General features: G+C 72.2%; 16 protein-coding genes. 5 read left to right on the top strand and 11 right to left on the bottom strand.

Annotation, left to right across the window (positions count from 1 at the left end; all coding sequences use genetic code 11):
- Positions 1-32: 32 nt before the first annotated feature.
- Positions 33-1,004: an ArsR/SmtB family transcription factor gene (locus tag ACH4XV_RS24830; RefSeq protein WP_395793318.1), complete on the top strand. Its 972-nt coding sequence runs from the start codon at positions 33-35 to the stop codon at positions 1,002-1,004.
- Positions 1,005-1,070: 66 nt separating this feature from the next.
- A complete protein-coding gene (locus ACH4XV_RS24835) occupies positions 1,071-1,814 on the top strand; it encodes a YqjF family protein (protein WP_395793320.1) in 744 nt (247 codons plus the stop codon).
- A 740-nt stretch (positions 1,815-2,554) separates the two neighbouring features.
- Here ACH4XV_RS24835 and ACH4XV_RS24840 read toward each other — a convergent pair.
- The 4 genes from ACH4XV_RS24840 to ACH4XV_RS24855 form a co-directional block, all read right to left on the bottom strand.
- On the bottom strand, positions 2,555-3,082 hold the full coding sequence (locus ACH4XV_RS24840) for a nucleotidyltransferase domain-containing protein (protein ID WP_395793322.1): 528 nt from the start codon (positions 3,080-3,082) through the stop codon (positions 2,555-2,557).
- A 302-nt stretch (positions 3,083-3,384) separates the two neighbouring features.
- A complete protein-coding gene (locus ACH4XV_RS24845; protein WP_395793324.1) occupies positions 3,385-4,320 on the bottom strand; it encodes a carbohydrate kinase in 936 nt (311 codons plus the stop codon).
- A 44-nt stretch (positions 4,321-4,364) separates the two neighbouring features.
- The gene (locus tag ACH4XV_RS24850) at positions 4,365-5,396 is read right to left on the bottom strand and encodes a LacI family DNA-binding transcriptional regulator (protein WP_395793326.1); all 1,032 of its coding nucleotides are present in this window, start codon (positions 5,394-5,396) and stop codon (positions 4,365-4,367) included.
- Positions 5,397-5,482: 86 nt separating this feature from the next.
- Positions 5,483-6,775 carry an AGE family epimerase/isomerase gene (locus ACH4XV_RS24855; RefSeq protein ID WP_395793328.1) on the bottom strand — a complete coding sequence of 431 codons (1,293 nt, stop codon included), beginning with the start codon at positions 6,773-6,775 and terminating at the stop codon, positions 5,483-5,485.
- 337 nt (positions 6,776-7,112) lie between these two features.
- Here ACH4XV_RS24855 and ACH4XV_RS24860 point away from each other — a divergent pair, with 337 nt between their 5' ends.
- From ACH4XV_RS24860 to ACH4XV_RS24870, 3 genes are all read left to right on the top strand, one after another.
- Positions 7,113-7,886, top strand: a complete 774-nt coding sequence (locus ACH4XV_RS24860) for an ATP-binding cassette domain-containing protein (protein ID WP_395793330.1) — start codon at positions 7,113-7,115, stop codon at positions 7,884-7,886.
- Entirely contained in the window at positions 7,883-9,139 is a 1,257-nt protein-coding gene (locus tag ACH4XV_RS24865) for an ABC transporter permease (RefSeq protein ID WP_395793332.1), read from the top strand. Before ACH4XV_RS24860 ends, ACH4XV_RS24865 begins: the two co-directional genes overlap by 4 nt.
- 76 nt (positions 9,140-9,215) lie before the next feature.
- Positions 9,216-10,184, top strand: coding sequence for an ABC transporter substrate-binding protein (locus ACH4XV_RS24870; RefSeq protein WP_395793334.1), 969 nt, complete (start codon positions 9,216-9,218; stop codon positions 10,182-10,184).
- Between the two features lie 229 nt (positions 10,185-10,413).
- Here the strand turns inward: ACH4XV_RS24870 and ACH4XV_RS24875 are convergent, their stop codons facing one another.
- From ACH4XV_RS24875 to ACH4XV_RS24905, 7 genes are all read right to left on the bottom strand, one after another.
- Positions 10,414-10,989, bottom strand: a complete 576-nt coding sequence (locus ACH4XV_RS24875; RefSeq protein WP_395793336.1) for a septum formation family protein — start codon at positions 10,987-10,989, stop codon at positions 10,414-10,416.
- 145 nt (positions 10,990-11,134) lie between these two features.
- On the bottom strand, positions 11,135-11,806 hold the full coding sequence (locus tag ACH4XV_RS24880) for a S26 family signal peptidase (RefSeq protein WP_395793338.1): 672 nt from the start codon (positions 11,804-11,806) through the stop codon (positions 11,135-11,137).
- Positions 11,803-13,623, bottom strand: coding sequence for an ABC transporter ATP-binding protein (locus ACH4XV_RS24885; protein WP_395793340.1), 1,821 nt, complete (start codon positions 13,621-13,623; stop codon positions 11,803-11,805). Before ACH4XV_RS24885 ends, ACH4XV_RS24880 begins: the two co-directional genes overlap by 4 nt.
- On the bottom strand, positions 13,620-14,144 hold the full coding sequence (locus ACH4XV_RS24890; protein ID WP_395793342.1) for a peroxiredoxin family protein: 525 nt from the start codon (positions 14,142-14,144) through the stop codon (positions 13,620-13,622). The genes ACH4XV_RS24885 and ACH4XV_RS24890 overlap by 4 nt, the downstream gene beginning before the upstream one ends.
- On the bottom strand, positions 14,144-14,662 hold the full coding sequence (locus ACH4XV_RS24895; protein ID WP_395793344.1) for a MauE/DoxX family redox-associated membrane protein: 519 nt from the start codon (positions 14,660-14,662) through the stop codon (positions 14,144-14,146). The genes ACH4XV_RS24890 and ACH4XV_RS24895 overlap by 1 nt, the downstream gene beginning before the upstream one ends.
- Positions 14,663-14,968: 306 nt before the next feature.
- Entirely contained in the window at positions 14,969-15,130 is a 162-nt protein-coding gene (locus tag ACH4XV_RS24900; protein WP_380003951.1) for a hypothetical protein, read from the bottom strand.
- A 201-nt stretch (positions 15,131-15,331) separates the two neighbouring features.
- Entirely contained in the window at positions 15,332-16,057 is a 726-nt protein-coding gene (locus tag ACH4XV_RS24905) for a class F sortase (protein ID WP_395793346.1), read from the bottom strand.

Raw genomic sequence — 16,057 nt, forward strand, 5'->3', positions numbered from 1 at the left:
GGGGCGTTACTGTTTCGCCGGGAGGCGAAAGCATGGGGTGGTGGCAGGTCGACGCGGATACCCTCGCGGGCAGCCGCTTCACCGTTTCACCACTGGCCGAGGTCACCGCGACCCTGAAGACCCTGGAGCGCGGTACGGCCGGCCACCCCGGCGAAGGCGCCTGGCTGGCCGCGCACCTGCCCGCCTACCGGGCCCGGCTCGCCGCCGACCCGATCACCGCGCTGCTGCTGCGCATCGGCTACGGCGGCAGTTGGAACGCCGACTTCCTCACGCCCCCGCCGACCCGCGACCCGGAGCCGAGCTTCGACAGGGAACTGGAACGGGTCCGGGCGGTCTCCTCCGCCGACGCCCGGGCGGACCTGGAGGTGTCGATGGGCGGTCCACTGCCGCCCGCTCTGCGGCGCGACGACCTCGCCGCCCGCGCCGCCGACATCCTGGACTGGGTCTGGAGCGGGGTGGTCCGCCCCCACTGGCCGCGCCGCCGCCGGATCATCGAGGCCGACATCATCGCCCGCACCGATCGACTCGGCCGCGGCGGCTGGGCGGCGGCGCTGGACGACCTGCGCCCGGGCATGCGCTGGCTGGGCGCGAGCCGACTGCGGATCAACGCGTACGACTACCCGCCGCGCGATCTCGGCCGGGCGCGGCTGTCGTTCGTCCCGGTCACCCCCGGGCGCGGCTGGGTGGCCTGGGACGAGGCCCGGCACTACGCGGTGGTCTACCCCTGTTCCGGCGTGCTGGCCGACGGCCCCCGACCGGCCGCGGCCGATGCGCTGGCGCGCCTCCTCGGCGCCGGCCGGGCCGGCGTACTGATCCGCCTCGACACGCCCAAGAGCACCAGCCAACTGGTCGCGCTCACCGGACAGGGCCTGGGCTCGGTCGGCCGGCACCTGCGGATCCTGCTGGACGCCCACCTGGTGCTGCGCCGCCGCGCCGGCCGCTCCGTCCTGTACTACCGCTCCCCGACGGGCGAGGCCCTGATCGCCGCCCAGACACCGCGATGACCGGGCGCCGGCCCCGAAGCGGCGATGCGGCGACACCCGCCCCCGCCGATGCGCCACCATGGCCCGATGAGGATCGAACCCGTCACCCCGTTGGCGCCGCGCGGGATCCGGCACGTGGTGCTCACCCAGCGCTGGAGCGAACTCACCTTCCTGCACTGGCCCGTGCCGCCCGCCGAGGTCGCCCCGCTGCTGCCTGAGGGCACCCGGCCCGACGTGCTCGACGGGGTGACCTACGTCGGCCTGGTCCCGTTCCGGATGGTCGACGTCGGCCTGCTGCGGCTGCCGCGCGTCCCGTGGCTGGGCACCTTCCCGGAGACCAACGTGCGGTTGTACTCCGTGGACGGCGCCGGCCGTCGCGGCGTCGTCTTCCGCTCCCTGGAGGCCGCCCGCCTGCTGCCCGTGCTGACCGCCCGGGCCACGCTGCGCCTGCCCTACCGCTGGGCCCGGATGCGGATCGAGCGCGCCGGCGACCGGGTACGCTACACCACCCGCCGGCACCGCCTCGAGGGCGCGCCGCACGCGGCGACGGTCGAGGTCCGCGTGGGCGCGCCGGTGACCGAACCCGGCCCGCTGGAACACTTCCTGACGGCGCGTTGGGGCCTGCACACCTCGGTCGCCGGCCGCACCCTCTACCTGCCCAACGCGCATCCGCAGTGGTCGCTGCACCACGCCGAGGTGCTGCACCTCGACGAAAACCTGATCGCCGCCGCCGGCCTCCCGAACATCACCGGCGCCCCGACCAGCGCGCTCTACTCACCGGGCGTACCCGTACGCTTCGGCCCACCCGGCACGGTCACCCCCGACACCTGACCGACACCCGCAACCGGCTCGGGTCCGAAGGCGCTCGCGGCCACGAACGCCGCCTCGCGCAACGCCCGGCCCAGGTTCTCCAGGACGGCGTCCCCGAGCCCGAACACCGGCCCGACCACCGACTCGGAACCGGCCGGGAACAGCCGCCGGCGGAGCGACGGTCGAGTCAACCGAGCAACGCGGGCGCCACCACGACGTTCCCATGCCGCACCGCACCGCCCCCCACCAACCGACCCGAAGGGCCGACCACCGTCGATCCACCGATCGAACCGGCGGTGACCGCTCCGGAGAGCGCGGCCACCCCGAGCCCTCCGGAGCCACGGCCGACCATCGACCGGCCGTGCCACGCCCACACCCATACGAACACCGACGCGCACCGCGCAACCCCACGCGGATACCACCCGCGCATCCCGCGGCCCGGCGACTCGAACCGCTGTCGACGCGCGCACCACGACGCGGCGCCCCGAAAGCGCGCGAGTGCGCGAGTGCATGTGCGCACGCCGAATCGCCCGGCCGCGGTCGACCGGTGACCGCATACGGATCACGGATTGTCGATGTCGGTTTCAGTCCGCTCGACCGACGACGCGGTCGACGCCCCGATTCGAATCCCCCTTCGAGGCCCGATCCGGATCACGGCCGAATCGGTGTCGCTCCCCGGGCGAAGCCCGGCAGCGCATCCCCATCATCCCCACCCTCCCCACACTCCCGGGTCACGCGGTCCCCACCGCGAACCCCACCACCTACCGGGCCAATCCCTCCCGCAGGCGTTCGATGTCCTCGGCGTCCTTGGCCCGGCGCGGTCGGTGCGGTCGCCAGACCGGGGTCATCAACTTGATCTCGATCTGGGCCTCGGGCGAGATGATCGGACACGACACCCCGGCCAACTTCCCGGGGGGAGCGTCGAGCATCCCGTCCGGCCAGCGGGCGCCCGCCCACGGCCCGCCGGCCACGATCACGTGGCCCTCCGGGTCGCGGGCCAGGAAGGCAAAACCCAATTCCACGTCTCCCGTCGTGTAATCGAGCTGCTGTTCGGCCGGTGCCCGGGCCAACCGCACGAAGCCGCGCGCGGCGAACGCGACCGTGAGCGCCGGGGCGTCCTCGGCCCACGCGAACCAGTCGACGTCCACATGCTCCCGGGTGATCCGGCCGAGGTAGAAATCCATCGCCCAACCGCCGCGCAACCAGACCTCGATACCCAATTCCCGGGCCAGGTCCTGGACTTCGACGATCAGTGCGAGCTGTTTGTCGGCATCCGACGACACAGTCATGGGTTTACCGTAGAGCGCCCGAATCCCGCCTCGGCACCGTCTCGGCCGTCCGTCATCTACCCGTGACCGAAACGGACGTCGATCGTGGTTCCGGCCACGTGCCGGACTCACTCCCACCCACCGGAGACCACCGGAATCGGCCATCGCCCCGACCGCCCCGCCGAAGTACCGACACGGAACAACCACGAGGTCCCTGCCCCGGCATCACCCCACGCGCCGACGACACCCACCCTCGACCGAGTATCCGAATATCGCCGCCCAGCGCCCCTGTCTCTGGGTCGCCAAGAAGTCACACACAGTCATCACTTCATTCCGAGACGTCCGTCCCGCCGGTACGCCTGCACCTCCGCCGCCGTCGGCGGATCCGCGCCCGGCCGGGAGCAGGTGAGCGCCGCGATCGACGAGGCGTCGACGAGCAGTTCGGCCAGGGTCGACGGGTCGAGGTCGCGAACCCCGTTCGGGCTCAGCAGATCCCGCCGACGGAGCGCGTCCAGCAGCCCGGCCGTGTACGCGTCGCCCGCGCCGACCGTGTCCACCACCCGCACCGGCACGGCCGGGATCGTCGCCCGGCCCGCCCGGCAGACCCCGTACGCACCCTCGGCCCCCCGGGTCACCACGACCAGACCCGGCCCCCGGCGCAGCCACTCGTCCGCCACGTCGCGGAACGACCGCGCCGGATACAGCCAGTCCAGGTCCTGATCGCTGACCTTGACCAGATCGCACAGATCCACCAGCGCCTCGATCCGCGCCCGAGCCGCCTCCGGTTCGCCCATCAGGGACGGCCGGCAGTTCGGGTCGTACGACACGAGCGCGCGGCGCCCGGCGTGCGCGGCGGCCAGCAACTCCCGCACCGTCTCGGCCCCCGGCGCCAGCGTCGCCGCGATCGATCCGGTGTGCACGCACCGCGAGTCGGCCGGTACCCGCACCGTCGCGGGCAGATCCCACACGATGTCGAAGGAGTAGTCGGCCACCCCCGCCGCGTCCACTCGCGCGTGCGCCACGCTCGTCGACCCCGAGTGCACGCCCTCCGGCGCCGGCACCACCCCGCTCGCGGCCAGGTGCGCGGCCAGCAACTCGCCGTACTCGTCCTTCCCATAACGGGTGATCAGCCGCACCGGCACGCCGAGCCGACCCAGGCCGACCGCCACATTGGCCGGACTGCCGCCCGGATGGGCGACGGGCGCGCCGCCCTCGGTCCGGACCAGATCGATCAACGCCTCGCCGATCACCGTGATCACGGCCGAACCTCCCTCGTCGTACGCCGACCTCGCGTCTCGCCCGGTCACGGCCCCACCTCGCCCGATCCCCGGGGGATGAGCCGGGTGCGCATGTGTACGTGCTGGACCGGGGTCGGATCCCCCGCCAGCCGCCGGAACAACAACTGCGCGGCGGCCTGTCCGAGGCCGGACGGATCCTGGGCGACCACGGTCACCGCCGGCGTGAGCATGTCGGCGAGTTCGAAGTCGTCGAAGCCGACCAGGGCCGGCTGTACCGGGGAGCGGCGGATCTCGCGCACCGTCTCGACCGTGAACCGGCTGTTCCCGCAGAACACCGCCGTCGCCGGATCGGCGCCGCCGAGCATCGCCCGCAACCACGCGCGCAGTTCCTCGCCGTAGGGCGGCCCGTTGTACACCAGGCGCGGATCGATGTCGATGCCTGCCTCGGTCAACGCCTCGCGGTATCCGCGCACCCGCTCGCGCGCGGTGAAGATCTCCAGCCGGTCGCCGATGAAGGCGATCCGCCGATGCCCGTGGCGGACCAGATGCCCGACCCCGGTCCGGGCCCCGCCCACGTTGTCGACCAGGACCGTGTCCGCCTCTATGTCGCCCGGCGGCCGGTCGACGAACACGCACACCATGCCCGCCTCGATCTCCGGCAGCAGATAGGTATGGCTGCCGCTGGCCGGCACCACGATCAGCCCGTCCACCCGCCGGGCGCACAGCGCCAGCACGAGGTCGCGCTCCTTGTCCGGATCCTCCGCCGACGACGCGCTGAACAACACCGTGCCGTGCTGGTGCGCGATGTCCTGGATGGAGCGGGTGAGCGCGGACGAGAAGGGATCCGCGGCGTCCTCCAGCACCAGGCCGATGCTGGAGGTGTGCCCGGAACGCAGCTGTGCGGCGCTGTCGTTGCGGCGGAACCCGGTCTCGGCGACCGCCGCCCACACCGCCTGTCGCTTGACCGCGCTCACGTTCGGCTCGCCGTTGATCACCCGCGAGACGGTCTTGATCCCCACGCCGGCGAGGGCGGCCACGTCCTTCATCGTGGAGCGCCCGCGCCCGCGCGGTCGCTCCGGTGTCGTCGGGCCGGCCATCGCATTCCTTTCGGGCGACCGGGCTCACACCCGGCACTCACGGTGCGTGTTGCGTGTTGCGCGTGGGAAGGGGGATGGGACCGCGCTCACCCCACGGCCCGACGACGCAGCGCCTCCGCGATGGTCGGTGCGGACCGGAGCCGAGGCAGCAGGGTCGCCTGGACCGCGTGGTACGCGTCGGGCTTGCCCCGCCAGACGTCGGCCGAGGGCCGCGCGTCGGCGTCGAGTTCGTGATGCCAGCCGCCGTGCTCCCGGTCCAGGAATACGGCGTCGGCATGCTCCCACCACACTCGGTACCAGTCATCGTAGTCGGCGTCCCCCAAGGCCCGACGCAGCGCCGCCGCGGCCGCGATCGCCTCGGCCGCGACCCAGTGCATCCGGGTCCGGACCAGCGGTTTCCCCGACCAGTCGACGGTGTACACGAACCCCGGCCGACCGTCGGCGTGCCACCCCTCCCGCACCGCCGCGTCGAACAGCGCCACCGCGTCCGCGCGCAGCCACCCGGGTGGTTCCGGCAGCGCCTCGGCCAGCGTGAGCAGCAGCCGGGACCACTCGAACCAGTGGCCCACGGTGGCGCCGTAGGGACGGAACGGGTCGGCGGGGCGCTCGCGGTTGTACTCGGGCAGGGGGGTCCAGTCCGCGGCGAAGTGTTCGATCAGCCGCCAGTGGTTGGCGCGGGCGTGCTCGTGCACCACCCGCTCGGCGATTCGCAGGGCGCGTTCGCGCCAGCGGGCCTCGCCGGTGGCGTCGGCGGCGGCCAGGAACGCCTCGACGGCGTGCATGTTGCTGTTGGCACCCCGATACGGCTCGCCGACAGCCCAGGTCCGGTCCCAGGATTCGGCGCACGCGCCGCGGTCCTCCTCCCAGAAGCGGCGCTCCACCACGTCGAGGGCCTCGGCGAGCAGCGCGGGTGCCTCGGGATGACCGGCGGCGCACGCGCTCGCGGCGGCCAGCACGACGAACGCGTGGTCGTACATCCGCTTGCCGTCCGGCCGTTCGGGGTCGGCGTCGCCCGGCGCGGGTCGCCCGGCGCGATCCACGACCGGATGCCAACCGTCGTACTCGTGGTCGCGCAGCGGCCCGGTCAGCGCGGCGATCCCGTGCGCCACGAGCGCGCCCGCCTCGGCGGCGTCGAACGCCGACCCGCGCGCCTCCGCACGCAGTCGGGCCAGGGCGAACACGTGGGTCATCCGCGCGGTCACCCACGTGTGCACCACCCCGTCCGGCAGCGGCCGGCCGACGTCGTCGAGCCAACCGAAGCCGCCACCGGTCAACTTGGCGCCGGTCGCGAAGCGGATCAGCCGGTCGCATTCCGCGTCGAGCCGGGCCGTGTGCTCGGGGGAGTTTGGCCAGGGTTCCGACCGGGGTTCAGCTGCCATGTGCCGCACGCTCCCTCTGACATCGTTGTCATGCGGACCGTACCCGTCGCACCCCGCGCTGTCGACATCCCGACCCGATCGTCCTCGGCGGCCATGCGTTCGGCGGTACCTGTCGGGGCAATCGTCGTAATACACACCCGATTTCCGCCTCATTCGAGGCGGCGCAACCCCTGGACACCCGCCGGTATGGCCGGCACTGTACTGACACCGTTGTCAGCGGCAGGCGGCGCGGATCCCCTCGTCCCCGTCCCGACACATGTGCGAACGCGTGGCGCCCGCCTGGTCCGGCCGAGCCGGCTCGCGGGGAACGACCCGACAATCCGAAGGAGTTGGGCACGTGCAACCCCTGATCGAAGGTCGCGGCCTGGTCAAGCGATACGGCCAGGTGCAGGCCCTGCGCGGCGCCGACTTCTCGGTCTTCCCGGCCGAGGTGGTCGCGTTGATCGGCGACAACGGCGCGGGCAAGAGCACCCTGACCAAGACCCTGGCCGGCACCGAACGCCCCGACGCGGGCCGGATCCTCTTCGAGGGCCGCGAGGTGCACATGGAACGCCCCACCGACGCCCAGGGGTTGGGCATCGAGACGGTGTACCAGGACCTGGCCCTGGCCCCGGACCTGGACGGCCCGGCCAACCTCTTCCTCGGCCGCGAACTGCTGCGTCGCGGCCTGGCCGGCCGCCTCGGCGTGCTGGACAAGGCGACGATGCGGGCGCGGGCGATCGAGGCGTTCGCCCGACTCGGCGTCGAACTCCAGGACGTGGACGCGCCGATCGGGACGTTGTCCGGCGGCCAGCGGCAGAGCGTGGCCATCGCCCGCGCGGTCGCCTGGGCGGACAAGGTGATCTTCATGGACGAGCCCACCGCGGCGCTCGGCGTACTCCAGCGCGGCCGGGTGCTCGATGTGATCCGCCGGGTCCGGGACAACGGCATCGCGGTCGTGCTGATCAGCCACAACATGCCCGAGGTGTTGTCGGTCGCGGACCGCGTCGAGGTGTTGCGCCTCGGCCGCCGGGTGGCGAGTCTGTCTGCGGCGGACACGACGGTGGAGGAACTGGTCGGCGCGATGACCGGCGCGCTCGACACACTCGACACGGAAGGCGCGCCGGCATGAACCGCGACGACACGGCCACCACACCGAACTCCCAAGAGCACCCCGACCACCCGCCGCGAGACGAGACGCCCGACAACCCGCACGCCCGACCCGACGCCAAGCCCGACGGCCGACCCGACGGCAAACACGAGGGCAACCCGGATGCCAAGCCGGGCGCCAACCCCGATGCCCGGCCCGCGAATCCATCCGACGGCCGTCGCGCCGATCACCCCGAACCGCCGGACGTGGACCCCGCCTCGACGCCCCGTTCACACGCCGCGGTCGCCTTCGCCCGCACCGTCCTGTGGCCCCGCCTCGCCCGTACCAACACCTGGTGGACCTTCCTGGTCCTGATGGTCCTGGTGACAGCCTTCTCGATCATGCGCCCGTCGCAGTTCCCGACCACGTTCAACCTGCGCAACGTGGCCACGGACGCCGCCGTGTTGCTGATCATCGGCGTCGGCATGACCTTCGTGATCATCATGGCCGGCATCGACCTCTCGGTCGGCTCGGTCCTGGTGTTCGCGGGCGTCGCGGCGGCCAAGACGATGACCGCCGTCTCCGGCCCGGACGCGGGCTGGGGCGCGATCCTGCTCGGCGTACTCGCCGGCCTCGCCGCCGGTGCCGCGTGGGGCGCGTTCAACGGATTCCTCATCGCCAAGGCCCGGGTACCGGCGCTGATCGTCACCCTCGGCAGCCTCGGCATGGCGCTCGGCCTGGCCCAGGTGATGACGGAGGGTCAGGATGTCCGGGGCGTGCCCACCCGGTTCACCGACACCATCGGCAACGGCCGCATCCTGGGCGTTCCCTGGTTGGTGGTGATCGCCCTCCTCGTCACCGCGGTCGGCGCGCTCGTGCTCGGCACCACCCGATTCGGCCGCCGCACCTACGCGGTCGGCTCCAACGCCGAGGCGGCGCGCCGGGCCGGCATCCCCGTCGACCGGCACATGATCGCGGTGTACGCCCTGTCGGGCACTCTGGCCGGCCTCGCCGGCGTGTTGTCCCTCGCCCGCTTCACCACCACCACGATCGGCGGCCACGCCAACGACTCGCTGGGCGCGATCGCGGCCGTGGTGCTGGGCGGCACCAGCCTGTTCGGCGGTATCGGCACCGTCGTCGGCACGCTGATCGGCGTGTTCATCCCCGCGATCCTGCAGAACGGCTTCGTCATCCTCGGCGTACAGCCGTTCTGGCAGAGCGTCGCGGTCGGCGCCGTCCTGATCGCCGCCGTGTACGCCGACCAGTTGCGCCGCCGCGGTCGCCAACGCCGTTGAACCACGAGGAAGTTGTCGAGCGACCACCGCCCCCACCACCCCGCATCGCCCCACCACCGCCAGGAGGCACTGCCCGATGAAGACACCGACCTACGTCGCCGTGACCATCGCCCTGACCGCGGTCGCCGCCCTGAGCGGATGCAGCGACGACGGCGGCGGCTCCGGGGGCGGGCGCAAGATCACCTTCGTCCAGGGCGTCAAGGGCGACGAGTTCTACATCTCGATGGCCTGCGGCGCGCAGCAGAAGGCCAAGGAACTCGGCGTCAAGCTCGACGTGACCGGCGCGGACAAGTGGGACGCCTCGCTCCAGACCCCGGTGGTCAACGCGGTCGCGGCCAAGAGCCCGGACGCGGTGCTGATCGCGCCGACCGACACCCAGGCCATGCGCCAACCCGAGCAGCAGCTCAAGTCGCGCGGCGCGAAGGTGATCGAGGTGGACACCAAGCTCGACGACGCCTCGATCCGAGAGACCGCGATCTCCTCCGACAACGAACGCGGCGGCATGCTCGCCGCGCAGACCCTGGCCGCCCAGGTCCAGGAGCGCGGCGCCGTCGCCGCGATCAGCGTCAAGCCCGGCATCTCCACCACCGACGCCCGCCTGAAGGGCTTCGAGACCGAGATCAGGAAGCACCCGGGCATCACCTATCTCGGCGTGCAGTACAACGACGACGACCCGGCCAAGGCCGCCTCGATCGTCACCTCCACCATCGCCTCGCACCGCGACCTGGTCGGGATCTTCGCCGCCAACGTCTTCAGCGGCGAGGGCGCGGCCACCGGCATCGAGCAGGCGGGCAGGGCCGGCCAGGTCAAACTGATCGCCTTCGACGCCACCCCCAAGCAGGTCGAGGCGCTGCGCAAGGGCTCCATCCAGGGCCTGATCGCCCAGAAGCCCTTCGACATCGGCGCTCAGGGCGTGGAACAGGCCGTGGCCGCCCTGGACAAGAAGCCGGTCCCCAAGGCCATCTCCACCGACCTGATCGCCGTCACGAAGGAGAACGTCGACCAGCCCGACGTCGGCAAGTACCTGTACAAGGGCGCCTGCTGAAGCGGAGGCCCGCGCCCCCCGCGAGGCCCCCGCACCCCGGGCCCCGGGAGGGGCCCCCGACATGATCGAGCCCCCGTGGGGAGTCACGGGGGCTCGACCAATGATGTGCGCTCGGATGCAACGGCGCGCGTCGCGAGGGGGCGTGCGCGACGTGCCGGATCCGGCCGGGGCTCGGCGGGTCGAGGGGCCGGGGGCCGCTATGCCTCGACCGGTACCACCGGAATCGGTGCTACTTGATGATCGTGGTGAGCGGCAACTTGTCCTCGCGCTCGATGATGCACGCGGCCTGGTGGTTGCCGTGTCGCCACGACTCCATGTCCAGCGGGTACGTGAACGAGAACGTGATCTTCGGCGACGCGGGCTGCCGGTCGACGATCGGGCCGACGTACTGCTCGCACAGTTCGCTGACCTTGTCCTCGTAGCCGGGGGTTTCCGGCGTGACCGTGGACGGCAGGTCGAAGGCCCGGCCGACCTGGCCGTTGTGCGACTTGCTGCACGGGACGTCCTGGGTCTTGGTGCCGTTCTGGTTGATGCACTGGCCGGTCTTGTACGTGAACGCGTCGATCACGTCGGCCGAGCTGCTCGCGGAGCCGGTCGGCTTCGGCAGGCCCGTCGCCTTGCCGGTCGGGCTCGTGGTGGCCTTCTCGGTGGCGCTCGCGTTCGTGGACGCGGTCGCGGAGGACGAGGGAGCCTTGCTGCTCTTGTCGCTCTTGTCACTGCCGAGACAGCCGGACAGCAGGGCGGTGGCGGCGACGACTCCGGCCACGGCCGGCGCGATCGTGCGCAGGCGGTGGATGGTGGGCATGAAGGACACAACCTTTCGCTTTTCGGGACGCCCAAGATCCTGTCGCGATCCACGGTCGAAAGGTTGAGGGAAACGGTGCTTGAACATTCGCCGAACTCGGCGTATCCGCTCACGGTGGTACGGCCGCGGCGACCAGTCGCGGCAATCAGTCGCGGTACGCGTCGAACCAACGGGGTTCGATCCCGCGCCACGCGCCGTCCATCGTGTCCGATTCCCGCGCCCCTTCATCCTCGTACGCCGGCGCCGTCCACGCCAGCCCCTCACGCGAGGTGCGCGCCGCCCCGCCCGACGGCGCGATCCGGCGCACCGCCACGCCGACCACCTGATCGCGGTGCACGAAGCCGTACGCCCGCGAGTCCCAACTCGCGGCGGCGTTGTCGCCCAGCACGACCAGCGCGCCCTCGGGCACACGTTCCTCGGCCACGTCGCGCAGCACCGGGAACCGCTCCCGGGGCACCCGATCGCCGCCCACCGCCACCGCCCGCTTGATCATCAGCCGACCGGCGGGCCGCGGGGCCAACTCCGGCCGCATCGGCAGCGCGGCCAGCTCCTCCGGGGTCAACTCCCGCAGCTCGGGCGGCAGTCCGGGCAGCGTCGCCGGATTGGGCACCAGGACGACCACCACCTGACCGGCGCGGACCCGGACACCGCGCCGCACCAGGAGCCGATCGCCCGGGGCGAGCGTGGGCTCCATGCTGGGCCCCTCGACCGTGGCCACCAGATAGCGCCGCCGCACCCACCACAGCGCCGCCCCGCCCAGCGCCCCGACCGCCGTCCCGGCCGCCACGACCGTGCGCCTGTGCACCCGTGCGCTCACTTCGCCTCCTGATATCCCGCGGCCTGGAGCCGGAAGAGTTTCGCGTAGTGCCCCTCGCGGTCGAGCAACTCCTTGTGCGAGCCCTGTTCGGCGATCCGGCCGGCCGCCAGCACCACGATCACGTCGGCGTCGCGCACCGCGCCGAGCCGGTGTGAGACGAGCAGGCTGGTGCGGCCCTCGCGGTACTCGCGCATCCGGGTGTGCACCTCGTGCTCGGCCTGCGGATCCAGGCCCGAACTCGGCTCGTCCAGGATCATCAGATCCCGCCCGGCGCGGACGAACGCGCGGGCCAGGGCCAGCCGTTGCCACTGGCCGCCGGAGAGCACCACGCCGGTGTCCGGGTTCTCCTTGTCCGCCTCGCTGAAGAACATCCGGGTCAGCAGCGTGTCGTAGCCGCGCGGCAGGGCGGCCAACTTCTCGTGGATGCCCGCCCGTTGCGCGGCGGCCACGATCCGGTCCCGGTCGTTTGGGTGGGCCGGGTCGCCGAGCGCGATGTTCTCCGCCGCGCTCATGTCGTAGTTCATGTGGTCCTGGAACACCGCGCTGATCCGCTCGCGCAGTGCGGCGGGCGGGATCGCGCGCAGGTCCACGCCGTCCCAGGTGATCCGGCCCCGGGTCGGGTCGTACATCCGGCACATCAGCTTGACCAGCGTGCTCTTGCCCGCGCCGTTGAGCCCGACCACGGCCACCGCGCGGCCGTGCGGAAGGCTCAGGTCGACCCCGTTCAGCACCCAGGGGTGGTCCTCGCTGTAGCGGAACCAGACGTCGTGGAACTCGATGCCCGCTCCGGGCGCGGGTACCACCGTCGGTTCGGCGGTCGCCGAGACCAGGTCGGGTTCGGCCCGGGACACCGCGACGTAGTGGGTCAGGCCGAGCAGTTGCCCGTAGGTGGCGGCGATCGAGGCGACCAGGCTGTTCAGCGCGTTTTGGATACCGGTCAGCGCGGCGACGAACATCACCACGTCGCCGATGGTGAGCCTGCCGTCGTGGGCCGCCGTCACCGCCCACCACAGGCCGCCACCGGCCACCACGGCGCCGAGTGCGCCCAGTGCCGCCTGGGTGACGAACTCGCGCAGATCCATGCGCCGTTCGGCCTCGTTGGCGCGCCGCCGTTCGCCCATCATCCGGGCCCGCAGCACCGGCCCGATCCCGAACAGCCGGATCTCGGTGGCCGCCTGAACACCCGTCAGCAGCCCGCCGTAGAAGAACTCCCGGCGGTGCACCTGCTCGTTGTCCCACATCATCGCGGCCCGCATGCGGGACAGGCGCAGCTCGGCGATCAGCACCGGCACAGCCGCGACCAGCACCAGGGCGGTCATGGTGGGGCTGAGGATCAACAACGAGCCGATGAAGCCGACCAGGGTCAGCGCGCCCTGCACGGTGCTGCCGGCGCCGTCGACGAGGCCGCCGACGTTGGTGGTGCTCTGCTTGGCCAGCCGCAGCCGGTCCAGGAAGGCCGGGTCCTCGAACCGGCGCAGCCCCACCTGGCGTTCGGCCGCGCCGAAGAGCCGATCGGTGGCCAGCACGCCGGTGGCCCGGCCGACCTGGGCGTGCAGATAGCGGCCGAGGCCGGGCAGTACGGTCGCGGCGAGCCCGATGAACGCGAGCGCGAGCGCGGGCGTGGTGATCGCATCGTGCGGGTCGGCCAGCCGGTCGAGCACCAGCTTGGTCGACCACGCGGTGGCGATCGGCAGACCCGCCAGGCCGATGGTGGCCGCAAGCGACCCGATCGCCTGACCGGGCGCGGCGCGCAGGATCAGCGCCAGCCCCACCCGCGCGGCGCCGGCCGCCTCGCGGGTGGATATCCGTGGGCTCACGCGGGGGCTTCGCTGAACAGGTCCGCCATCCGCCCGCCACTGGCCACCACGCGCCGATCCCGCCCGAGCAGGTACACCGAGGGTGTCCAACTGTTGTGGAAGGCCGCCTGCACGGCGCCGTCGTAGTCCTCCCGGACCACCCGAGCCACCGGGGTGAGGATGGCCGCCAACTCCGGGTCTTCGCCCGCGATCACCGCGATCACCCGCTCCCGCCCCATGACCCGGGCCTGCTCGGCGAACCGCGGCGCGAGGGTGTGGCAGGGTTCGCACTGCGCGGAGAAGAACCCGACCATGCCGTAGACATCGGAGTCGCAGACCTGCTCACCCTCGGTGGTGGTCGCGGTGAACATCTCCGGTCGCGCGCCGAGCGGCAGCCCGTGCGCGGGTGGGTGGGAGGGCGCGTGGCCGCCGTGCGCCGGACTCGATGTTTCCCGCAGTCGACGGATCACGCCCAGGGTGAGCAGCAGATTGACCGCGGTGATCAGGGCGAGCAGGACCACGGCGGCGACCAGGTAGGGCATCAGGCAGTCCTTGCGAACAGGTCGACGATGTCGTCGAGGGTGATGATCAAAAGTGCGCCGACCAGGCCCGCCACGCCCGCGATCAGGCCGCCGGCGAGCGGCGGGGAGTCGGCGGCGCCCAGCATGGCGGCTGCGGCGCCGGCGCAGGCGGCGGCGAGCAGGACCGCGTTGCGGGCCAGGTGACGCGCGCCCAGCGGGGCGTCGGAGGCGCCGAAGCAGCGGCACGAGGAGCGCCGGCCGCGCCGCAGCGCGCCGGCGATCGCGACGGTGAAGGCGAGCAGCAGCACCGCCGCGACCGTGAACCCGAGTGCGCCCAGGGGCGGGAACGCGACCAGGATCGGCACCGCCGTCTCCGCACCCACCACGAGGACCGCGATCGGCCGGGCCCGCCCGATCGGCATCGGCACCAGTCGCGGCACCGACGCGACGAAGCCGGCGAAATCCCGGAGCTTCGAGACCGCCGAGGTGACGAATACCAGGCCGACCAGACATGCGCAGCCCACATATACATACCCCATGGGCACCCCCTTTTATGGCGCACGGAAACAGCGCGCGCGAAATCATCGCGGCCCGCCGTCGAGTCGGGTGGGCTCGTTCGTCCTTCCGTGCCGGAAGCGGTGGTCGAGTGATCCTCGGGACGTCGACCTCGTGGGTCGGGTCCCGAAATTGACGGCAGTAATCCCGATGTACGTTATTGCGGGAGGAAGTAATTGCGCCGGGGAAAGCTGTCGTCGCGAGAGCGATGGAGAGCGATTTCGTGGGGTCGCCGCGGGCGGGGAGGGTTGGGGGCCTGCCCCGCCCGCGACGGGGTCATCGGTGGATCGTCAGCATCCCTTGGCGATCAGCGTGGTCTGACAGCCCTCGTTGAGGCAGCAGACGCGCAGGTAGTAGTACCCGTTCTGGCAGTAGTAGCGGGTCGAACAACCGGCTTCCACGGTGACCTTTTGGGTCATGCGGTTGAGCAGGCGGTCGGCGAGACGCATCATGACGTCTCCTCTCCCGGCCGGGTAGGGCCGTTTGGATTGGGTGATCGGATTATTTCCAGTTCCCCTTTTTATTGGCAAGACCCAAAATCGCGCCGGCCCATGATCGACATCGCCCGGTGTAGTCGTCGGCCAATTCCCGCCAGGTAATGGCAGGTTCGTTTACCCGCACACGGACATATGGATACGACTGGATACGACGCTCTACGGGACGAGGTGGGCGAAAGCGACGACATTGCCGGAGTAGTGATTCTTCTTGCTGTACGGACCACCGCAGGTGATCAGCCGCAATTCCGGCCGGGCCGCGTCGCCGAACACCCGCGCGGTGGGAAACGCGTCCTTGGCGAACGCCTCGACCCCGTCCACCTCGAACGCCGCGACGCTGCCGTCCTCACGATCGATCTCGATCCGGGACCCGCGCGGGAGCGCGCCGAGCGGATAGAACACCGCCGGGCCGGCCGCGGTGTCCACGTGCCCGGCGATCGACGCGGTGCCCTTCTGCCCGGGCGTGACGCCGCCCTGGTACCAGCCGGCCAGGTTGCGCTCGCCCTGCGCGGGCACGTCGATGCCGCCGTCCTTGTCCAGACCGACCCGGGCCAGCGGCGCCGAGATGCCCAGCACCGGGATCCGGATCCGGGTCGGCAACGACGCGCGCATCGGCGCCGCCTCCGGCGCGGGCGCGGGCGCCTCTGCGCCGCCCGCCGGCCCCGCGCTCGCGCCCACCGGCCCCGGAGCCGGCCCGGGGACCGGCACGGCCGCCGCGGCGGGCGGGCGCGGCGGCGGCCGGTCGGCGTCGAACCCGGCGTACAACAGACCGGAGCCGCAGATCGCCAGCGCGCCGGTGGCCGCCGCCCAGACCAGGCGACGGCCACTGCGTCGGTGCTGCCGATCCGCGGCGCCCTCGGGTGCCTCGGGTACGGAACGAGCCAT

Origin of the sequence: Embleya sp. NPDC020630 (assembly GCF_044334985.1) — a bacterium.
Taxonomy (GTDB): Bacteria; Actinomycetota; Actinomycetes; order Streptomycetales; family Streptomycetaceae; genus Embleya.

Bases quoted from the DNA above. Each gene is read 5' to 3' on its own strand.
- ACH4XV_RS24830 (WP_395793318.1), top strand. From the start codon at position 33: ATGGGGTGGTGGCAGGTCGACGCGGATACCCTCGCGGGCAGCCGCTTC.
- ACH4XV_RS24835 (WP_395793320.1), top strand. From the start codon at position 1,071: ATGAGGATCGAACCCGTCACCCCGTTGGCGCCGCGCGGGATCCGGCAC.
- ACH4XV_RS24840 (WP_395793322.1), bottom strand. From the start codon at position 3,082: ATGACTGTGTCGTCGGATGCCGACAAACAGCTCGCACTGATCGTCGAA.
- ACH4XV_RS24850 (WP_395793326.1), bottom strand. From the start codon at position 5,396: ATGGCCGGCCCGACGACACCGGAGCGACCGCGCGGGCGCGGGCGCTCC.
- ACH4XV_RS24855 (WP_395793328.1), bottom strand. From the start codon at position 6,775: ATGGCAGCTGAACCCCGGTCGGAACCCTGGCCAAACTCCCCCGAGCAC.
- ACH4XV_RS24865 (WP_395793332.1), top strand. From the start codon at position 7,883: ATGAACCGCGACGACACGGCCACCACACCGAACTCCCAAGAGCACCCC.
- ACH4XV_RS24870 (WP_395793334.1), top strand. From the start codon at position 9,216: ATGAAGACACCGACCTACGTCGCCGTGACCATCGCCCTGACCGCGGTC.
- ACH4XV_RS24875 (WP_395793336.1), bottom strand. From the start codon at position 10,989: ATGCCCACCATCCACCGCCTGCGCACGATCGCGCCGGCCGTGGCCGGA.
- ACH4XV_RS24890 (WP_395793342.1), bottom strand. From the start codon at position 14,144: ATGCCCTACCTGGTCGCCGCCGTGGTCCTGCTCGCCCTGATCACCGCG.
- ACH4XV_RS24895 (WP_395793344.1), bottom strand. From the start codon at position 14,662: ATGGGGTATGTATATGTGGGCTGCGCATGTCTGGTCGGCCTGGTATTC.
- ACH4XV_RS24900 (WP_380003951.1), bottom strand. From the start codon at position 15,130: ATGATGCGTCTCGCCGACCGCCTGCTCAACCGCATGACCCAAAAGGTC.
- ACH4XV_RS24905 (WP_395793346.1), bottom strand. From the start codon at position 16,057: ATGGCTCGTTCCGTACCCGAGGCACCCGAGGGCGCCGCGGATCGGCAG.